This is a genomic window from Bradyrhizobium sp. Rc2d, assembly GCF_900099855.1.
Lineage (GTDB): Bacteria > Pseudomonadota > Alphaproteobacteria > Rhizobiales > Xanthobacteraceae > Bradyrhizobium.
Genome location: NZ_FNCU01000002.1, coordinates 177,086 through 196,997, shown reverse-complemented (window position 1 = coordinate 196,997; position 19,912 = coordinate 177,086). Strand labels below are relative to the sequence as shown.

At 60.2% G+C, this 19,912-nt stretch carries 16 protein-coding genes and 1 pseudogene; 13 read left to right on the top strand and 4 right to left on the bottom strand.

Annotation, left to right across the window (positions count from 1 at the left end; translation table 11 throughout):
* Window positions 1–19 precede the first annotated feature (19 nt).
* The 5 genes from BLV07_RS05400 to BLV07_RS05380 all read left to right on the top strand — a co-directional run bounded on the left by BLV07_RS05400 (window position 20) and on the right by BLV07_RS05380 (window position 7,562).
* Complete coding sequence (locus tag BLV07_RS05400) at window positions 20–1,033, top strand: TRAP transporter substrate-binding protein (protein WP_091881192.1); 1,014 nt, start codon at window positions 20–22, stop codon at window positions 1,031–1,033.
* Between the two features lie 7 nt (window positions 1,034–1,040).
* Entirely contained in the window at window positions 1,041–2,900 is a 1,860-nt protein-coding gene (locus BLV07_RS05395) for a TRAP transporter large permease (protein ID WP_091880865.1), read from the top strand.
* Between the two features lie 125 nt (window positions 2,901–3,025).
* Window positions 3,026–4,999 (top strand): transketolase, encoded by a 1,974-nt coding sequence (gene tkt / locus BLV07_RS05390; RefSeq protein ID WP_091880864.1) that lies wholly within the window; start codon window positions 3,026–3,028, stop codon window positions 4,997–4,999.
* Window positions 5,000–5,315: 316 nt separating this feature from the next.
* Window positions 5,316–6,035, top strand: coding sequence for a haloacid dehalogenase type II (locus BLV07_RS05385; protein ID WP_091881191.1), 720 nt, complete (start codon window positions 5,316–5,318; stop codon window positions 6,033–6,035).
* 45 nt (window positions 6,036–6,080) lie between these two features.
* Entirely contained in the window at window positions 6,081–7,562 is a 1,482-nt protein-coding gene (locus tag BLV07_RS05380; protein WP_091880863.1) for an aldehyde dehydrogenase, read from the top strand.
* Window positions 7,563–7,577: 15 nt separating this feature from the next.
* On the opposite strand, the gene BLV07_RS05375 is transcribed toward BLV07_RS05380, so the two are convergent.
* Window positions 7,578–9,206, bottom strand: a complete 1,629-nt coding sequence (locus BLV07_RS05375) for a GMC family oxidoreductase (RefSeq protein WP_091880862.1) — start codon at window positions 9,204–9,206, stop codon at window positions 7,578–7,580.
* 155 nt (window positions 9,207–9,361) lie between these two features.
* On the opposite strand from BLV07_RS05375, the gene BLV07_RS05370 reads away from it, so the two are divergent.
* Window positions 9,362–10,699 carry an MFS transporter gene (locus BLV07_RS05370; RefSeq protein WP_091880861.1) on the top strand — a complete coding sequence of 446 codons (1,338 nt, stop codon included), beginning with the start codon at window positions 9,362–9,364 and terminating at the stop codon, window positions 10,697–10,699.
* A gap of 73 nt (window positions 10,700–10,772) precedes the next feature.
* Here the strand turns inward: BLV07_RS05370 and BLV07_RS05365 are convergent, their stop codons facing one another.
* Window positions 10,773–11,516 carry a GntR family transcriptional regulator gene (locus BLV07_RS05365; protein ID WP_091880858.1) on the bottom strand — a complete coding sequence of 248 codons (744 nt, stop codon included), beginning with the start codon at window positions 11,514–11,516 and terminating at the stop codon, window positions 10,773–10,775.
* A 367-nt stretch (window positions 11,517–11,883) separates the two neighbouring features.
* Between BLV07_RS05365 and BLV07_RS05360 the strand changes: the two genes are divergently transcribed.
* The 7 genes from BLV07_RS05360 to BLV07_RS05325 all read left to right on the top strand — a co-directional run bounded on the left by BLV07_RS05360 (window position 11,884) and on the right by BLV07_RS05325 (window position 18,658).
* Window positions 11,884–12,996 (top strand): isocitrate/isopropylmalate dehydrogenase family protein, encoded by a 1,113-nt coding sequence (locus BLV07_RS05360; protein ID WP_091880855.1) that lies wholly within the window; start codon window positions 11,884–11,886, stop codon window positions 12,994–12,996.
* Complete coding sequence (locus BLV07_RS05355; RefSeq protein ID WP_091880852.1) at window positions 12,996–13,316, top strand: putative quinol monooxygenase; 321 nt, start codon at window positions 12,996–12,998, stop codon at window positions 13,314–13,316. Before BLV07_RS05360 ends, BLV07_RS05355 begins: the two co-directional genes overlap by 1 nt.
* 30 nt (window positions 13,317–13,346) lie before the next feature.
* The gene (locus BLV07_RS05350; protein WP_091880849.1) at window positions 13,347–14,972 is read left to right on the top strand and encodes an NADP-dependent glyceraldehyde-3-phosphate dehydrogenase; all 1,626 of its coding nucleotides are present in this window, start codon (window positions 13,347–13,349) and stop codon (window positions 14,970–14,972) included.
* Between the two features lie 84 nt (window positions 14,973–15,056).
* Window positions 15,057–15,713 (top strand): 3-oxo-tetronate 4-phosphate decarboxylase, encoded by a 657-nt coding sequence (otnC, locus tag BLV07_RS05345; RefSeq protein WP_091881189.1) that lies wholly within the window; start codon window positions 15,057–15,059, stop codon window positions 15,711–15,713.
* Between the two features lie 42 nt (window positions 15,714–15,755).
* Window positions 15,756–16,610: an SDR family NAD(P)-dependent oxidoreductase gene (locus BLV07_RS05340; RefSeq protein ID WP_091880846.1), complete on the top strand. Its 855-nt coding sequence runs from the start codon at window positions 15,756–15,758 to the stop codon at window positions 16,608–16,610.
* Between the two features lie 195 nt (window positions 16,611–16,805).
* Window positions 16,806–17,789: a D-2-hydroxyacid dehydrogenase gene (locus BLV07_RS05335; RefSeq protein ID WP_091880843.1), complete on the top strand. Its 984-nt coding sequence runs from the start codon at window positions 16,806–16,808 to the stop codon at window positions 17,787–17,789.
* Between the two features lie 425 nt (window positions 17,790–18,214).
* Window positions 18,215–18,658, top strand: coding sequence for a CBS domain-containing protein (locus tag BLV07_RS05325; RefSeq protein WP_091880837.1), 444 nt, complete (start codon window positions 18,215–18,217; stop codon window positions 18,656–18,658).
* A 243-nt stretch (window positions 18,659–18,901) separates the two neighbouring features.
* Here BLV07_RS05325 and BLV07_RS05320 read toward each other — a convergent pair whose 3' ends face one another.
* Both BLV07_RS05320 and BLV07_RS50265 read right to left on the bottom strand, forming a co-directional pair.
* Window positions 18,902–19,591, bottom strand: coding sequence for a LysR substrate-binding domain-containing protein (locus BLV07_RS05320; RefSeq protein ID WP_502689889.1), 690 nt, complete (start codon window positions 19,589–19,591; stop codon window positions 18,902–18,904).
* 60 nt (window positions 19,592–19,651) lie between these two features.
* Window positions 19,652–19,789, bottom strand: a pseudogene (locus BLV07_RS50265) (LysR family transcriptional regulator); the annotation flags it as partial.
* Between the last annotated feature and the right edge of the window lie 123 nt (window positions 19,790–19,912).

Genomic DNA, 19,912 nt, shown 5'->3' with positions numbered 1-19,912 from the left:
CATTGTGGAGGAGGAGACGATGAGAAAGTTGTCGCGACGTGGCGTACTGCACGGGGGAGTTGGTATTGCACTTGGTCTTGCATATCCCGCGATTGTCAGGGCCGAGCCGCAGTTCAAGTTGAAGTTCGCCAATATCATGCCGAAGGATCATCCGCTCAACACGCGGATGACGGAGGCCGCCGAGGCGATCCTGAAGCTGACCGACGGACGTGTCGCAATCGAGGTCTTCCCGAACAGTCAGCTTGGCACCGACGCAGATATGCTGAGCCAGCTGCGGTCGGGTGCGATCGAGTTCTTCGCATCGTCGGGCCTGATTGTAGCCACCCTGGTGCCGGTCGCTGCGATCACCGGAATCGGATTTGCCTTCGCGGACTATTCCCAGGTCTGGAACGCCGTCGACGGTCCTCTCGGAAAACACATCATCGCGAGTTTCGCCAAGTCGAACATCGTTGCCTTCGAGAAGATGTGGGACAACGGCTTTCGGCAAACCACCTCGGCCAAGAGCCCGATCAAGACGCCCGATGATCTAAAGGGCTTCAAGATCAGGGTGCCGCCGAGTCCGTTGTGGACGTCGCTTTTCAAATCCCTTGGCGCCTCGCCGACCTCGATTCCGTGGGGCGAGACCTATTCCGCTCTCCAGACCAAGGTGGCCGATGGCCTCGAAAATCCGTTGGCGGGAATTTACTTCGCCAAGATGTACGAGGTCCAGAAGTACCTCTCCGAAACGAACCACATGTGGGACGGCTTCTGGTTCCTGGCAAACAAGCGGGCGTTTGAGGGAATTCCAGCCTCGGACCGCGATGTCATCGTCAGGACGGTCAACGAGGCTGCAGTCAAGCAGCGCGCCGACGTTGCGGCGCTCAACAACTCGCTCCAGGGCGAATTGAGCACGAAGGGCCTGGAGTTCGTCAAGGTCGATACGGCCGCGTTCCGCTCCAAGCTGCAGCAATCGGGCTTCTACGGCGAATGGAAGGGCAAGTACGGGGACGAAGCCTGGTCTCTTCTCGAGGCAGCGAGCGGCAAGCTGAGCTGAGGGCACGATGGCGGTGACTGACGAACCAGTGATGATCGGCGTCCGACCGGGTCTTGGCCCACGGCTGACAGCTTGGCTGATATCTCTCACCGAGTTGTTCGCTGGCGCGGTCGTTGCGGTCGAAGTCGGAGTGCTGTCGATCGGCGTGATTGCCCGGTATGTCTTTCAAGCGTCGATCGTCTGGACCGACGAACTCGCTCAGATCTTGTTCGTCTGGCTCTCCATGCTCGGCTCCGCCATCGCGCTGCACCGCGGCCAGCACATGCGCATGACAGCCCTTGTCGATCGGTTCGGCCCTTCGGCGCGGGCAAACTGCGAAACGGTGGCATTGTTGGCCTGCGTCGCCTTCATGGTCCTCATGCTCTGGCCGGCGATCGACTACGCGCACGAGGAATCGTTTGTGATTACTCCGGCGCTTGAGTTGCCGGGATCGATGCGCGCAGCGGCGCTGCCCGTGGGCCTCGTCCTCATGGTCGTCTTCGCGCTCGCAAAGGTGGGTTCGATTGCACGACCTCGGTTGTTGACCGCCTTTTGCCTTGTGGCCGGCATGACTGCGCTCATGTGGTTGTCTCGCGGCTTCTTCCTGGGCCTCGGTAACCTCAACCTCGTGCTGTTCTTCGTGGGCCTGGTCGGCGTGGCCGTGTTTCTCGGCGTGCCTATCGCATTTGCGTTCGGGATGGCCGCTCTTGGATACATCGGACTTGCAACGAATTCGCCTGTGCTGACGATCGCCGGGCGGATGGACGAGGGCATGTCGCACCTCATCTTGCTCGCCGTCCCGCTCTTCGTGTTCCTCGGCTACCTGATGGAACTCACAGGGATGGCGAAGGCGATGGTCGACTTCCTCGCAGCGCTGCTCGGGCATGTCAGGGGCGGGTTGAGCTACGTTCTGATCGGCGCCATGTACCTCGTGTCGGGCATCTCTGGTTCGAAAACCGCAGACATGGCCGCGGTAGCCCCCTCGCTGCTTCCGGAAATGAGGAAGCGTGGACAAAAGAGCGGGGAGCTCGTCGCATTGCTCGCCGCGACCGGCGCCCAGACCGAGACCATCCCACCCAGCCTCGTGTTGATTACGATCGGCTCGGTTACCAGCGTGTCGATCGCGGCGCTCTTTACGGGGGGCTTGGTACCGGCGGTCGTCCTCGGTCTCTTCCTGGCGATGGTCGTTTGGTGGAGTAACAGGCGAGAGGATCTCTCGCACATCTCGAAGCCGCCGCGGCGGGATGTTCTCCGCGCGTTTCTCTTCGCGCTCCCAGCGCTCGCGCTTCCGTTCATCATCAGAGCGGCGGTCGTCGAGGGCGTGGCCACGGCCACGGAAGTCTCGACAATCGGTATCGCATACTCGGTCCTCGTCGGAATTTTGATCTATCGCCGGTGCGACTGGTCGAAATTTCCAAAGATGCTGATCGACACGGCCGCGCTGTCGGGCGCCATTCTGTTCATCATCGGTGCCGCGACAACCGTCGCCTGGTGTTTGACGCAGTCGGGGTTTTCGCGCGATCTCGCAAAGGTCATGGCGTCGCTTCCCGGCGGCGGCCCAACCTTCATGGCCGTGTCGATCCTGATGTTTATCGTCCTGGGGAGCGTGCTGGAGGGAATACCGGCGCTCGTGCTTTTCGCTCCTCTTATGTTCCCAATCGCGAAGGCTGTCGGCCTTCACGAGGTGCACTATGCGATGGTGATCATTCTGGCGATGGGAATGGGACTCTTCCTTCCGCCATTCGGCGTCGGATATTACGCAGCTTGCGCGATCGGTCGCGCCGATCCGGCGGAAGGCATTCGTCCCTTGATGGGATACATGCTGGCGCTGCTTGCCGGCCTCATCGTGGTCGCGTGCATCCCCTGGCTCTCGATCGGTTTTCTCTAGCGCCTCAGCCTCGAACGATTTGATCGGACGGCGAAGAAACAATCACAGACGTGAACAGACAAGGGTTAAACATGACTATCGTGCCGCGAACACCCGTATCTCGAGATCAAGACCTGGATGGGGCGATGGCCAATGCAATCAGGATGCTGTCTCTCGACGCCATCGAGAATGCCCGGGACGGTCATCCTGGTGCACCGCTTGGGTGTTCCGAGATCGCCACCGTCCTGTTCACGCGCCATCTCAAGTTCAACCCCGCCGATCCGACCTGGATCGATCGCGACAGGTTCATCCTGAGCAACGGTCATGGATCGATGTTGCTCTATTCGTTGCTGTACCTGAGCGGATACGAGGCGATCGACATCGAGCAGATCAAGCGCTTCCGTACGCTCGGATCCATCTGTCATGGTCATCCGGAATATGCGGTCGAGCACGGCATCGAAGTTACCACCGGGCCACTGGGGCAGGGATTCGCCAATGGCGTGGGTATGGCCATTGCCGAAGAATATCTGCGCCAGATGCTCGGCTCCGACCTGCTCGATCACTTCACTTATGTCATCGCGGGTGACGGTTGCCTGATGGAAGGGGTCGCCCAGGAAGCGCTTGCACTGGCTGGCCATCTTCGTCTCGGAAAACTTGTCGTTCTCTGGGACGACAATTCGATGACCGACGACGGCAGCACGGACCTGTCGACCAGCGAAGATATCCGGACGCGCTTCCGGGCGGCGGGTTGGCAGGTCCTGGATGCGAACGGACACGATTTCGAATCGGTCGACGTCGCGATCGCGCACGCGAAATCCGATCCGAGGCCCAGCCTCATTGCGTGCGCGACGGTGATCGGCCGCGGGTTCCCGCGGCTTGAGGGAAAGCGGGGCGCACATGGCGGGCGCGTTTTCAAGGAGGATACGCAAGCCGCTCGCGAACGCCTTGGCTGGACCAGTCCGCCCTTTGTTGTCCCTTCGGAGGTCCTGAACGGCTGGCGGAGCTTGATCAGCGCGCGCAATACAGAACGGTACGATACCTGGAAATCGCGGGTCTCCGAACTTGCGCCTGAGCGACGCGCGCTTTTGGAACGCCTGGCGGACCGCAAGATGCCGGCGGACTGGCAGGCTCCCTTGCGGCAATACAAGGAGTCCGCGCTTTCCTTGCCGGCCCAACCATCTATCCTGTCGTCCGGCGAGGCGGTGGCGACGTTGTTCGACGTATTTCCGGAATTGCTCAGCGGCGCGCCGGATCTTGAGGGGCCCACCTGCCACAAGCGTGACCTGCAGGCTTTCACCGCGATTGAGCGCGGTGGCCGTTTTGTGCACTACGGCGTCCGTGAACACGCGATGGGATCGATCATGAACGGGATGGCCGCTCACGGCGGAATCATGCCGATCGGGGCGACCTATCTGGCCTTCTCCGATTACCTGCGGCCCGCCATCAGGATGGCAGCCCTGATGGGGTTGCCCGTCGTCTTTATCAACAGCCACGATTCCATTGGTATTGGACAGAATGGCCCGACGCATCAGCCGGTCGAATTTCTGGCCTCACTAAGGGCCATCCCCAATATTCTGGTGCTCCGTCCCGCAGATGCCGTCGAGGTCGCGGAGTGTTGGGAGATGGCGCTGTCGCGGCGTGACGGCCCATCGTCCTTCATCCTGTCCCGCCAGGCTCTCCGGCTCGTGAGGACGACGCACTCGAACGAGAATCTGAGCGCGCGCGGTGGCTATGTTCTGTCCGAAGCGACGGGCGGAGCACGACGAGTTACGCTGCTCGCGACCGGATCTGAGGTCGCCGTCGCGCTCGACGCAAAGGGACTTCTCGAGAACCTGAATATTCCGACCGCTGTGGTATCGATGCCGTGCTGGGAGGCATTCGAGCAGCAACAAGAGAGTTATCGACGAAGCGTTCTTGGAGAGGACGTGCTGCGCGTAGGCGTTGAGGCCGCCGTCCGGCTCGGGTGGGAGCGCTATATCGGAGACGCCGGCATATTCGTGGGCATGTCCGGCTTTGGAGCGTCGGGACCGGGCGAGGAACTGTTCCGCCATTTCGGGATAACGGCGGAGAACATTGTGACGAAGGTCTTGCAACGTCTTGAGTCCGGCAAGCAATCGTGACGGCCGATCCGGCCGTCAGTCGAGCGCGACGCCGATGGCCGGGGAACGAGGCCAGCGCACGATAACGCCCGCCGACGTTTGCCTGACCGATCCTCCCTTTGCCCCGTGTTTGGTCCCTCTGCTGCATGCAGGCTGTCTGACTATCTACTGACCGGTAGCCCGGAGGGCCTGTAGGGCGCCCGGCGGATTAGGATCGGTCACGTTGCGTGACCGGTTCCAGTCGCAAGGCTTGACAGAAATAATGCATACATTAATAAATGCACAGAGACGTTTTTTTGCGGACTTGGGACCCTGGCCGCAGCTGAGGGAGCCGGTGATGAAGAGTTCGATCCAGCGAGTAAAGGCGATCGTGTTCGATACGTTCGGCACGGTGGTGGACTGGCGTGGAAGTATCATTCGCGACCTCTCGGCGTGGGGGGAATGCGAAGGGATCAAGGCGGATTGGGCCGCGTTGGCCGACAGCTGGCGGGGGCGGTACGAACCCGAGAAAGATCGGGTCAGGACCGGGGAAATCGCCTGGACGAATCTCGACGAGCTGCACGCTCATGCCCTCGATCAGGTTCTGGCTGAACTCAACCTCGAAGCCCTGTCAGTGGATCAGCGCCGGCACATCAACCGCGTATGGCACAGGCTGGAAGGCTGGCCCGATGCGGTCGAGGGGCTAACCCGCATCAAGCGCCGATACGTCATCGGCCCATTGTCGAACGGGAATGTTGCGCTGCTCGTCAATATGGCGAAGCATGCCGGGCTGCCGTGGGACAACGTCTTCTCTTGCGAGCTGTTTCGGCACTATAAGCCACATCCCGAGACCTATCTCGGCGTGTGCAGGCTCATGTATCTCGATCCAGCGGAGGTCATGATGTGCGCTGCGCATAATGGCGATCTCGCTGCTGCCCGGGCAGCTGGCCTGAAAACGGCCTTCATCCCGCGTCCGACCGAGCATGGTCCGGGCCAGAAGACCGACCTCGAGCCGACGCAGGATTGGGACGTCGTGGCCAACGACATTATCGAACTTGCCGAGCGCGTCGGCGCGTAGATACACGCCAGTCTGCGGGCCCAGTTGAGAAGAGGATATAGCGCAATGCAGTCCTACAAGATGTTCGTCGGCGGAGAATGGGTCGACGCGGTGGGCGGCGAATGCTTCGAGTCTCTCAATCCTTTCACGGGCAAGGCCTGGGCAACGATCCCGCGGGGAAAGCCTGCGGATGTCGACCGCGCCGTGGCGGCGGCCAAGGCTGCATTCAGAACGGGGCCCTGGCCAAAGCTGACGGCGACCGAGCGCGGACATCTGCTCCGACGCCTTGGCGATCTCATCGCCGAACACGCCGAGCAACTCGCCCGAACCGAGGTGACGGACAACGGCAAGCTCATCAACGAGATGGCGTTCCAGCTGAAGTACATTCCGCAGTGGTATTACTATTTCGGCGGCCTTGCGGATAAGGTCCAGGGCGCTGTCATCCCGATCGATAAACCGCAGACATTCAATTTCACACGGCAGGAGGCCCTCGGGGTATGCGTCGGCATCACCGCCTGGAATTCGCCGCTTCTGCTTCTCGCCTACAAGCTCGCTCCGGCGCTCGCTGCGGGAAACACCTTCGTCGCAAAGCCGTCTGAGTTCACGTCCGCCTCAACGCTGGAGTTCGCGAAGCTTGTGGACAAGGCCGGCTTTCCGCCAGGCGTTTTCAACGTGGTTACCGGGTTTGGAGGTGAGATCGGCGATGCCCTGATCTCGCATGCCGATGTTGCAAAAGTTGCTTTCACCGGAAGCGAAGCCACCGGGCGTCGAATCGGCGAACTGGCGGCACGCAGCTTCAAGAAGGTGACGCTCGAACTCGGCGGCAAATCGCCTCACATCGTCTTCGACGATGCGGAAATCGACAACGCGGTCAAAGGCGTCATCTCGGGGATTTTCGCCGCGACCGGACAGACATGCATCGCCGGTTCACGTCTCCTCGTTCATCGGAGCATCCACGACCAGTTCGTGGAGCGCGTCGTCGCGTTTGCCAGACGGGCCAAGAAGGGTGATCCGCTCCTGGCCAGCACGCAGGTCGGCCCCGTCACGACGCCCCCTCAATATCGCAAGATTCTTGACTACATCGACGTAGCGAAGGGTGAGGGGGCCACCTGCGTGCTGGGTGGTGGGCCGGCGACCGGGCCTGACATCGGAGAAGGCGGTTACTTCGTCGAACCGACGATATTCACGGGGGTGCACAACCGGATGCGCATTGCCCAGGAAGAGGTCTTCGGTCCCGTTCTGGCATGCATTCCCTTCGACGACGACGAAGAAGCGATCGCGATCGCGAACGACACGACGTTTGGCCTGGCGGCAGGGTTCTGGACGCAGGACATTCGAAGGATACTTCGGGTTTCGGAACGACTTCAGGCCGGTACGGTGTGGGTCAATACCTATCGCGTGATCAGCTACCTCTCGCCTCTCGGAGGTTACAAGCATTCGGGCATCGGCCGGGAGAATGGACTGGATTCGATCCAGAATTATCTCCAGACCAAGAGCATCATGATTGGGACCGCGGAAGACGTGGTGGATCCCTTCGTGATGCGCTGACAGCCGTTGCGCCTCTCACCCGGCCTGATTGTTCGGCAGCTGTCGACCTTGGATCATGTCGGCAGCCTTTTCTGCGATCATAAGCGTCGTGGCGTACGTGTTCGCAGACGGCATCGTCGGCATGATCGAGGCATCAACGATCCGCAGGCGGTCAAGTCCGTGGACCCTAAGCTCGTTGTCCACGACAGCATCCGGATCGGATGCCGGTCCCATGCGCGCGGTTCCGATGAGATGGTAGCAGGTGGTCCCGTTTCGATAGCTGTAGTCGAGCAGTTCGTCGTCGGTGGTCACGTCAGGGCCGGGCAGCGTCTCGTTCTGGAGATACTGCGCGAGCTCGGGCGTTGACAGGAGGCGGCGGATCAGGCGGAGGCCGCCGATCGTGGTACGTCGATCCTGCGGGTCGCTGAGATAGTTCGGCTGAACGACGGGGTCCTCGAAGACGTCCGTGGAGCGGGCGTGCACATATCCCGTGCTTTGCGGGCGATGCGGCCAAGCGCCGGCCGACACGCCGGGATAGTCGTCTAGCACATAGACGGCCCCTTGCTTGTAGGAGCCGGGCGTGAACACGCATTGGAGGTCCGGCGCATCGAGGCCTTCGAATGACTTCCAAAAGACATGGACTTGCGACGGGGACGTTGCCAGGATGTTGGGCAAGCCGACGGCCCAGCGGGCGATCTGTCCTCCAAGACGAAGCCCGCGCGACAGTTCGTTCAATGTGACGACGTCCGGCCTGGCTTTCATCACAATCCGCACCGCATAGTGGTCGCGAAAGTTCGCTCCTACTCCGTTCAGCTCGTGTCTCAAGGGTACACCCAAGGACGCAAGCGCAGGCGCTGGGCCGATGCCGGAAACCTGGAGCAGCCGTGCGGTATTGGCGGTACCCGTCGCCAGGATGACTTCGCGTCTCGCGCGAACTTCGTTTGGCGTAGCACCACGTCGACGCAGATACCGCACCGCGACTGCGCGACGCTGGTCGAGCACAATTTCGCTCGCGCGAACGTTGGTGCGGAGTTCCAGGTTTGAACGCGACAGGGCAGGCTTCAGGAATGCGCGCGCGCTGCTGACTCTCCAGCCCCGGTCGATCGTGCGCTGGAAGTATCCCACTCCCGCCTGATAGCCGTTGTTATAGTCCGGGTTTTGCGGAATTCCAGCGTTGATGCAACCGCGAATGAAGGCCTCGGAGACGGGGTGAAGCCAGTCCATTCGACTGACCGGAATTGCTTCGCCTTGCTCGGGCTCCTTCTCGATATCCAACCGCCGCACCGAGCGACGAAAGTAGGGGAGGACTTCGTCCCAAGCCCACCCCCGATTGCCCCGTTGGGCCCATCCATCGAAGTCAGCCGGTTGTCCGCGGTTGTAGACCATTCCGTTGATGGACGAGCCGCCGCCCAACGTGCGGCCCTGCGTCGTTGCGATCGGTCGGCCGCCGGTTCGCTCGGTCGGATCCGTCTTGAATTGCCAGGTGCAGGTCGGATCGAACAGCGTCTTGATGAAACCGGCGGGCAGGTGGATGAACGGGTTGCGATCGGGCGGTCCCGCCTCGAGCAGGCAAACCGTGGCGACGCCATCGGCGGTAAGCCGGTTCGCGAGGACGCATCCAGCGGCGCCGGCGCCAACGATCACGTAGTCGAATTCCTCGCTCATCGATCCATCCCCAGGCGTGTTTCGCGTTCTCGACCCATGGTTTCCCGCCCGGGATCAAAGATGCTGCGAAAACGGCTTGATTTCCAGCCTCACATTTGTAACGATCGCATTAATGCATGCATTAATGAATGCTGTAAAGCAAGGAGGAGGGGACCATGGGTGCGGAAACGGGGCGATCGAAGACCGGCAGCGATGATGCTCTCTACCGGAAAGTCACGCTTTATCTGATGCCGCTGCTGATCACGTGTTACACGGTGTCGTATCTCGACCGGATCAACATCAGTTTTGCCAAGCCCCATATGATGGGCGATCTCGGATTGAACGAAGCCGTCTACGGGCTCGGCGCGGGACTCTTCTTCCTCGGATATGCGGCATCGGAAGTCCCCAGCAATCTGTTGATGCACCGTTTCGGCCCGCGGCGATGGCTGAGCCGCATCCTGATGACCTGGGGCCTCATCTCGATGGGGATGATGCTGGTTTGGTCCGAATATTCCTTCTATATCTTCCGCATCGCGCTTGGGATCGGAGAAGCCGGGCTATTTCCTGGTGTCATCTTCTACCTGATGCGATGGTATCCGACCGAGCGTCGCGCCACCGTCACGTCGCTCTTCTACCTCGCTGCACCTCTTGCCGGCATCTTCGGCGCGCCGATTTCCGGTCTGATCATCGCCCACATGCACGGAACTGCATCACTGGCCGGCTGGCAGTGGATGTTCTTGCTAGAGGGTATCCCGGCCGTCCTGCTGGCATTCGTGGTCTGGTTCAAGTTGAGCGACACCATCGAGGGGGCCTCTTGGTTGTCGTCGTCGGAAAAGGTGCGCCTTCGCGCCAACATCGATGCGGAGAACGTCAGGAAGCCCGAGATGGGCATCCTTGACGTCTTCAAGAACGTTGACGTGCTTCTGCTTGCTGCAATTCTCTTCGGGATCGTGCTCGCACAATCGGGAATTTTCTTCTACCTCCCGTCCTTGATTAAGGGGGCAGGGGTTACGGACACCGTCCAGCTCGGCATCTATTCGGCGGTGCCTTACGCCGGAGCGGTGATCGTGATGCTCGCAGTCGGTCGCAGCTCCGATCGGAAGCGCGAGCGCTTCCTGCACTTCGTCGGAAGCTGCCTGTTCGGCGTTGCCGGCTTCCTGATCAGCGTCTGGTTCAAGCACAACCTCGTTCTTGTCCTGATCGGGCTGAGCATGGCGCTGGGCGGAGTCATGGCCGTGCTGCCGGTATTCTGGAGTCTGCCGACGGCCGCGCTCAAGGATGTTTCGGCCGCCGCCGGAATCGCCTTCATCAATTCGATCGGATTGACGGCCGGGTTCTTTGCGCCCTTCATCATCGGCTTTCTCACGCAATCGACCAACACGCTGGACCTGGGCATCTACTGTGTGGCCGGAATCTGGACGGCGTGCGTGGCCGTTTCGGTGGTCTACTTCACCCGGCAAAAGTCCCGCAGCGCGCCTGTGACAGTTGGGGCCTCTGCCGGTGCGGCTCGTTGAATCGAGGGCAAACAAACTGCAGCGCTATCCGCGGATAGCGCTGCCAGGCACGAAGTGCGAACTGATCGGCCGCTCAGGGCAGCTTCGAGAGCAGGTCGGTCAGAAGCCTTCCCGCACGTTCGCGGTGCTCTTGGTGCAGGCGCATGGCGGCGTCAGCGTCGCCCTTGGCAATTGCCCGCACCAGAGCGGCGTGCTCCCGGTTCGATTGCGTCGGTTTAGGACGAAGGCGGAGCGTCAGCAGGCGCGCACGATGCGCCTGCGACCAGAACTGATCGACTGTCTGAATGATGCGTCGGTTGCCGCAACTGTTGATCAGTGTCCGATGGAAGGACTCGTCCGCTTGGGCCCACGCCTCCAGGTCATCCCGATCCAATGCGGCGTCCATGTTGGCGACGGCCATATTGAGAGAGACCAGAGCCTCCTTGGCGATTCCACGCCTCGCGACGAGCCCGGCGGCGGTCGCTTCCAGGCTCGTGAGCACCTCGTAGATCTCGCGCATGTCGTCCGCCGACACCGGAAGGACGCGCATTCCGTGGCGCGCGCGGATTTCGACAATGCCTTCGGCGCGCAGCCTCACCATCGCCTCTCGTACAGGGGTTCGGCTCATCCCAAGACGTGCCGCCGCCTCAAGTTCAAGAACGAAGCTGCCGGGGGCGATAGCGCCGCTCAATATCAGCTCGCGCAGCCGGGCATAGGCGATATCAGCTTGATTGGGTTTGCCGCTCGGGGACGCAACGGGGGTCAGGCGCGTCCGTGTCGGCACCTTGCGGGGCGCAGGCTTGAGGTCTGGCGACTTTTTTCGAGGCTTGGTTGTCATTGCGGTCAGTTCTTCTCTCCCTGGTCTTACCACTATCGCCGTGAGCAACCAATTGCATCGCGACCATCAGTCGGAAGGTTCGGTTGTGGAAAGATCCGAGCCAGATCCGTCACTTGTCGAAACCTAGCCTTGGCCCAGGTCGAAAGAGAAGGGGAGGCTCATCGCTTGCTCCAAAAACTCGTGGATGAGGGGCGGTCCCCGCTGATCGCCCCTCGACTAGCCGGGAAAGGATCGTGGCTTGCAGCTTCCGTCATATCGGACTAGTGTATAACTAATGCATACGTTATTGAACGCAACAACGGCACCCCTTTGTGTACAATGGCGATGCGATCCGCAAGCCTAAGCAGAACCGACCTGGAGATGCAGCGTGACAGTCTCTTCCAATCATCTTGATATTGCGGTCCTGCCGGGCGACGGTATCGGCCGTGAAGTCATGACGGCCTGCCTCGAACTTCTGGCCGCCGTGGAAGCCAAGACCGCCGGCGCGCCTTTGCGACTGACCACCTGGCAGGCTGGAGCACAATTTTATGCCGAGAGCGGTGAAGCACTGCCGGAGGCTACCCTCGATGCCTGCCGCGGGGCGGACGCTGTTCTGTTCGGCGCTATGGGGTGGCCGGACATTCGGCATACGGACGGAACAGAGATCATTCCCCAGCTCGATCTTCGGATGGCGTTAGATCTCTACGCCGGGGTTCGCCCGATCCGTTGGTTTCCGGGCCTCCCGCGGATCTTGTCAGACGAGCGCGTGGATGACATCGATTTCGTCCTGGTCCGGGAGCAGACAGAAGGGCTCTTCCACGCGCGGGGTAGGGGCAAAGTCGTCGGTGACGATGAGGCGTACGACACAATGTGCATCACCAGGAACGGTACCGCGCGAGTGAGCGATTTTGCCTTCCGGCTAGCCCAACGTCGGCAATCAAGGCGCGGCCAGGCGCGGGTGACCTGTGTCGACAAGGCGAACGTGTTCACGTCCATGGCGTTCTTTCGCAAGATCTTCGATGAGGTCGCGGCGACGCACCCGACCATCGGGGCCGACCATGCGTATGTCGACGCCATGGCGCTTATGATGGTCAAGAAGCCGTGGACACTCGACGTCATGGTCACCGAGAACATGTTCGGGGACATCCTGTCCGATCTCGCCGCCGGACTCGTTGGTGGAATGGGCATGGCCCCGTCCGCCGATGTTGGCGATAAGCATGCCTTGTTTCAGCCTGCGCACGGTACAGCCCCTGACATTGCCGGACAGGGAAAAGCGAACCCGTGCGCAATGTTCCTCTCAGCCGCGATGATGCTTGATTGGCTCGCGGAGAAGCATGGCGAGCCTCAGCTGGAGGTTCGTGCTCGTCTCATTGAAGCATCAGTACAAGTGGCGCTCTCTTCCGGGGCGGTGCCGATCGAGCTGGGCGGCACGGCGGGATGCGCGGCAGTCACGCGTGAAACCATTGCAGCTCTTCCGCAAGCGATGAAGGCGGTGGCGTGATGGGCGAGTTCGTGGTGACCGTGACCTTTTCCATCAAGGCGGGGCACACGGTCGAGTTTCGCGAGGCGATGCTGGCGAACGCCGCCGATTCGATCGCACTCGAACCAGGTTGTCGGCTCTTCGATGTCTGTGAAGCAGCCGACGGCGCTGAGATATTCCTTTACGAAATATATGACGACAAAGCGGCATTTGACGCCCACTTAGCGACCGAGCACTTCCGCCGTTTCGACCGACTGGTCTCGCCCTGGGTGATCGAAAAGCGGATTGCGACCTACGTCCGTCTCGGGGCCACGACAAGATCGCACAAGTCTGGTCATTAGTGACCTGGGGCCGTCGGGCTGGGGAATGTCATGAACTCCGATCAACTGAGAATGTTGTTTCCTAGCGCCGATGATAAAGGTCTGCGCGAGTTTGCGATCCAGCCGATCGAGCAGCGTCGCATCCTCGTGGGTGGTGAAATCCGCGATTGGGCGGGGCCAACCAAGGATGTGCTCTCGCCGGTGATGGTTCGTGACGACAACGGTCGTTTGACGCAAGCGCGGCTCGGCAGTCATCCGTTCGGAAGTGTCGAGTCGGCATTGGTCGCTCTCGAAGCTGCTGTGACCGCTTACGACAACGGGCGTGGCGTTTGGCCGACGATGCGCGTCTCCGATCGTATCCTCGCGATGCAGAAATTCTTGGCTCGCATGAGCGCCTGCCGAGGAGATATCTCGCGTCTCATCATGTGGGAGATCGGCAAGACGCTGGCCGATTCCGAAAAGGAGTTCGACCGCACGATCGACTATATTAGGGAAACCATCGAGGCCTTACGCAATCTCGACAATGCGAACTCCCACTTCGAAATCGTGGAGGGGACAGTCGGCCTCATCCGCCGCACTCCGCTCGGAGTCGTGTTGTGCATGGGCCCTTACAACTACCCGCTCAACGAAACTTTCGCGACACTCATTCCTGCCCTGATCATGGGCAATTCCGTCGTGTTCAAGCCGCCGCGTAATGGGGTGCTCCTGTTCGAGCCGTTGCTCAATGCCTTTTGCGAGGCGTTTCCCCCGGGGGTGATCAACTTCGCCTACGGCGAAGGCGCTGAGATTGTCCCAGCACTTCTCAGCACCGGCAAGGTCAACGTCTTGACGCTTATCGGGTCAAGCCGTGTGGCAGACCATCTCAAGAAGGTGCACCCAAAGACCAATCGTCTGCGTGCCGTGTTAGGGCTTGACGCCAAGAACGCGGCCATCATCATGCCTGACGCAGACATAGGGCTTGCGGCGCGCGAATGTCTGGCGGGAGCTCTCTCGTTCAATGGACAACGCTGTACCGCCCTGAAAATGTTGCTCGTCCACCGTGATGTTGAGCAGGCGTTCACGTCGGAATTTCTGCGGCTTCTCGGCGATTTGAAGATCGGAATGCCGTGGGCATCCGGTGTAAGCTTGACCCCCTTGCCGAGTACGGGGAAGGCCAAGCAGATGACCGAACTTCTGGATGACGCCGTCGCAAATGGCGCCGATGTTCTCAACGCCGGTGGCGGTACGGTCGAAGGCACGTTGTTCTATCCGGCGGTGGTATACCCGGTGACTTCAGCAATGCGGCTCTATCGAGAGGAGCAATTTGGTCCGCTCGTCCCGATCATGAGTTTTGACGATCTTGAGGTTGCGCTCGATTACGTCGCCTCATCCGAACACGGTCAGCAGGTGAGCCTGTTTGCCAGCGATCCTGACATGATCGGCCGTATGGCGGACTCGCTGGTCAATCAGGTGTGCCGGGTGAATATCAATTGTCAGTGTCAGCGTGGGCCCGATGTCTTTCCGTTCACCGGAAGGAAGGACTCAGCCGAGGGCACGCTGTCGGTCACGGATGCGCTGCGTTCGTTTTCAATTCGTTCGATGGTGGCGACGAAATACACCCAGCCAGCGCGCGAAATCCTCAATGCCATTGTCGATGGTCATCACTCGAACTTCATCCACACCGGCTTCATTCTATGACCGCAAACGACTCGAGAGCGATCCCGTAGCGACGGTAAGCCGCGATGGGTCCTGTTCGGAAAGAGGCCAGTCTTCGGTGTGCACGTGAGCGAGACGAAACGCCGAGAAGAGATTTGCCGGTTCGGCCGGTCATTATTCGAACGGGGGCTGACACCAGGCTCGTCGGGTAATATCAGCGTCCGACTCGAGGACGGCGGGTGGTTGGTCACGCCGACCAACGTTTCTCTGGGCTTTCTTGATCCGGCCCGGATATCGAGGATCGACGCGGAGGGGCGCGTCGTTTCCGGTGATCCTCCGACCAAGGAGGTGCCGCTCCATGCTGCGCTCTACGACACCCGCACGAACGCGGGAGCTGTCGTTCACCTTCATTCGACACATTCGGTAGCGCTCTCGATGCTGCCCGAGATCGACGCACGTGCGGCCCTGCCGTCGATGACGCCTTATTATCTGATGAAGTGCGGTCAGACGGCCCTGATCCCGTACTATCGACCAGGAGACCCCGCGGTCGCTTCGGCGATTACGGGGCTCGCGGGGAAATACTCCTCCATTCTGTTGGCCAATCACGGGCCGGTCGTCTCCGCCGAAACGCTCGAGGCAGCCGTGTTTGCGACCGAGGAACTCGAAGAGACCGCCAAACTCTATTTGCTATTGCGTGGCCTCAATCCACGCTTTCTATCACCAGAGCAGGAGAACGATCTGGTCAAAACATTCGGACTGGCTTTGCCGGAATCGGGGTCCTAGCACGGCAAGCCGGATGCGGGTCTCACTTAAGGAAGGACAGAGATGAACGCCGACATCATCGCGCGAGGGCGCGTCGCAGTTGTGACTGGTGCGGCGAGCGGAATCGGCGCGGCTGCGGCACGCCGCTTTGCTCGCGAAGGGATGCGCCTCGTGCTGTTCGATAGAGACGAGAAGAGACTTTGGGTGCTCGCCGGCGCGCTCGATACCGAAGTTGTCGTCATGGCAGGCGACGTATCCCGCGAGGCGGATCTCGAAGCTTTAAGGGAAGCGGCATACGAACAATTCGGTGAAGTTGCCTTGCTGATGAATAATGCCGCAATCATCGAGCGCGCGGGCCCTTACGAGAAAGTCGAAGCATGGCGACATGCGCTCGATGTCAATTTTTTCGGTCCACTCGCGGCCCAGCACCTCTTCGTTCCGCGAATGCTGGAAGCAAAAACGCGAAGCGCGATCGTCAATCTCGGGTCCAAGGAAGGTATTACCACCCCTCCTGGAAAAGCGGCATACTCCGTCTCCAAGGCGGCAGTTAAGGTTCTGACCGAACAACTCAGCCACGAGCTTTTGAAAGCGACTGGTGGACGTGTCACGGCGCATTTGCTGGTGCCTGGGTACACATGGACTCCCATGAACTTTCCGGGCCTGAAGCCGTTGCAGGATGTCAAACCGGAGGAGCCCTGGACGGCCGAACAAGTGATCGACCTGTTTGTCGAAAGGTTTCGGCGAGGCGACTTTTACATCATTTGTCCCGACAATTCAGTCACATCCGAAATGGATGCTAGACGAATTCGTTGGGCCGCGGACGATATGGTTCAAAACAGGCCCGCGCTTTCCCGATGGCATCCTGATTGGGGGCCGCGCTTTGCGGCCTGGATGTCAGGACCGCCGGAGGAGGGCTGAGATATCGTTGAAATGTCGAAGTTGAGCAATACTCATGTGTTCGACCGTCTTTTTCGTTTTCCCAGCGCGAAGCGTTCTTTCATAATTGCTTGAAGTCGTTTTGCGGGGAATTAGCGATCTCTCGTCCATCGTATGCGGGGAGGGAATGTGCGGGTACGACCCGAAGCGAAAGCCACGCCTGGACGGAGTTTCAACATGAGCAAAACCATCACAGCCGCAAAGGTCGTGTTTCTCGATAGGAGCACGATGCTGCCTGACGTTGTTTTGCGCCAATTGCCATTTCTACACGAGTGGATTGAGTACAAAGCGACGCGAGCCGAGGAGGTGAGCGATCGGATTGCTGATGCCCATGTTGTGATCACAAACAAGGCGCCGGTAACTGCAAAGGCGATTGCCACAGCACGCAACCTGAAACTGGTGGCAGTCGCTGCGACCGGCACAGATGTGGTGGATATTGCGGCTTGTGCTGCCAGGAATGTGCTCGTGTCAAATATTCGGGACTACGCGGTCGACACAGTCCCCGAACATACGTTCGCTCTTCTGTTTGCTCTTCGGCGCAGCGTTCTCGCGTATCGTGACTCGGTGCGGGCGGGACGTTGGGCTGAATCGGGGCAGTTTTGCTATTTCGATTACCCGATCCGGAATATCGCAGGATCTGTACTCGGGATCATTGGAGACGGTGCGCTGGGACGTGCCGTCGCGGACCTCGCGCGAGCCTTTGGGATGCGCGTCCTGTTTTCATCCTACAAAGGTGTGCAGGGAATGGGGCCGCTCTATACGCCGTTTGAAGACGTGCTGCGTCTCAGCGATGCGATCACCATCCACGCTCCGCTGATGCCGGCAACGCGCAACATGATCGGAGCGCCCGAGTTCGCGCTCATGGAACGCAGGCCGATACTCATCAATACGGCGAGAGGTGGTCTGGTTGACGAGATCGCTCTGGGTGAGGCGCTTCGTTCCGGTCGCATATCAGGCGCCGGCTTTGATGTGGCTACCGTCGAGCCTCCCTCAGCCGATCATCCTCTCATGCAACTGACAGGGCTGCCTAACTTCATCCTGACACCTCACGTCGCGTGGGCAAGTCAGGAGGCGGTGCAATCGCTTGCGGACCAGCTCATCGATAATATCGAAGCGTTCTGGAACGGCACGCCGAAGAATGTTGTGAGGGGGGCTCACTAGTAGACCGGACCGAGAAGTCTCGCGTAACCATAGATAAGTCCGCTAAGTGATGTAAGCGGACCGCGCGTCGCTCAAACCCATCGACGGCTTTAAATCCATAGCACCCCTTGAGCTGGTGCCAGTGCTTCGACCGCTTGAACCTGGGTACCCTATTCCACCACTCTGTCGGCTATGGAATTTGGAGAGATGGTAGAGCGGTATCTCTCGAGGGGTTGCGCTGCGCACGATGGCGTCAGCGGCTTCGAGCTGGAAGTAGTGAAGGTGCTGCCGGGCTATGCCATCGAGGCGGTGAAAATTCCGCTGTCGGGATCGGTGACAGGCTTCGCCGGCGACATCGGCGCGGTGCTGACGAGGCGAGATATTTCGACTATTCTTCAATGCGGACCATTAAGGGCGGGGCAGGACAGGGCCCCGAGGGGAGATCGATGAGCACAGTAAAAAGCGCTCTGGCCCAGAAGCAGGGTGCCCTGGTCGATGTTCGTTCCGGCGACACGGTCGTCGAAGCCTTGCGCCAGATGCGCGACAATCGGGTCCGGTCGGTGCTGGTCATCGACGACGACGTGCTGGTCGGTATCGTGACCCAGGGTGACTGCGCTATCAAAGTGCTGCTGCCCGGGCTCGATGCGAAGACGACGCCCGTGGGCCAGGTGATGACGAGCAACCCGGTGACGGTTAAGCCGGACGATCGGCTGGAGGGCTGCATGGCAATGATGGCTGCGCGCGGCTTTCGCCATCTGCCGGTGCTGGACGCGGGCAAGGTCCTCGGCGTGATCTCGATCGGAGACGTCGTCAAGAACATCATCCGGGATTTGGAGCACAACGTGGACGACCTAATGGGCTATATCATGAAGGACGGCCCCGGGGGCTAACAGACGAACTGCGGTGTCGCCGCCCCCATATCTGCTTGTGGGCCCATCTGTGACCTCGGAGAATGTCCGCTCTTCGGTCGCTGTTGGGGGGCCACCGGACATCAATTGGCCAGCCCGTAGTGAGAACGTGCCTTAGCGAGCGATCAGGCGACTTCACGTGCTCGACTAGAGTCGTGGAAGTCCCTTGACGAAATCGCGACGCTTGGGGGACGACTTGTAGCGGGCAGAGCGGGAAAACCACCACTAACCTCGAAGATGGTCCAGGAACGCTCGCAGCGCGGAGGGCACTTGACGGTGGGAAGAGTAGTAGGCGTGGAAGCCCGGTCCGGGCGAAATCCACTCGGGCAGCACCGCGACCAGTGAGCCGCTCGACAATTGAGCTTCGACCCTGGCCTTCAGGCAATAGAACAGGCCAACACCGGCCTCCGCCATTCGGATCGAGAGCTCGGAGTCATCCAGAATGATCGTTCCGGGAACATCGATGGTGAGACGTTTCTCTTGATGCTCGAATTCCCATTCGTAGATTCGATCGGTGCCCAGGCGGATGCGGATGCACTTATGGCTCGAAAGATCTTCCGGGTGTTTTGGATGGCCATGATCTTTGAGATAACCGGGTGAGCCGACGATGACCCATTCGAGACTGTCGCTCAGTCGCGAGGCAATCATGCCCTCGGGCACGGTCCCGCCATAGCGGATACCCGCGTCAAATCCCTCAGCGACCATGTCGACGAACTTGTCATCGACGGCAATCTCCACCTCGATCTCAGGGAAAGCGGCGAGAAACGCTGGGAGCTTCGGCGCGAGAAGCAGGCGCGCAGCGTCGCGCAATGCGGTGATCCTGACGCGGCCTACAAGGTGGCCCCGGAACTCATTCAGGCCCTCGATGGCTTCCTCAATCCCGCGGAAGCGAGGCTCCAGCTCACGCACGAGCATTTCCCCAGCAGCTGTAAGATGCACGCTGCGGCTGGTGCGATGGAGAAGGCGGACGCCAAGCCGTTGCTCGAGGCTTCTCATGGAATGGCTGAGAGCAGAGGCGGAGACACCCCTGATGGTCGCGGCGCGACGGAAGCCGCCTGCACGTACAATCGCCAGGAAAGCTTCCAGCTCAACAAGGTCGGTTCGGTTACTCATATCGAGATCGATGCATTCGGCTCAACAGTTAGTCAATTTGCATTCAACAATCCGGCCTTCGGTGACCGGCCAGACCCCGCAGTCCGTCCATCCTCCACCAAAGCACGATCTGAGAAAAGGGTT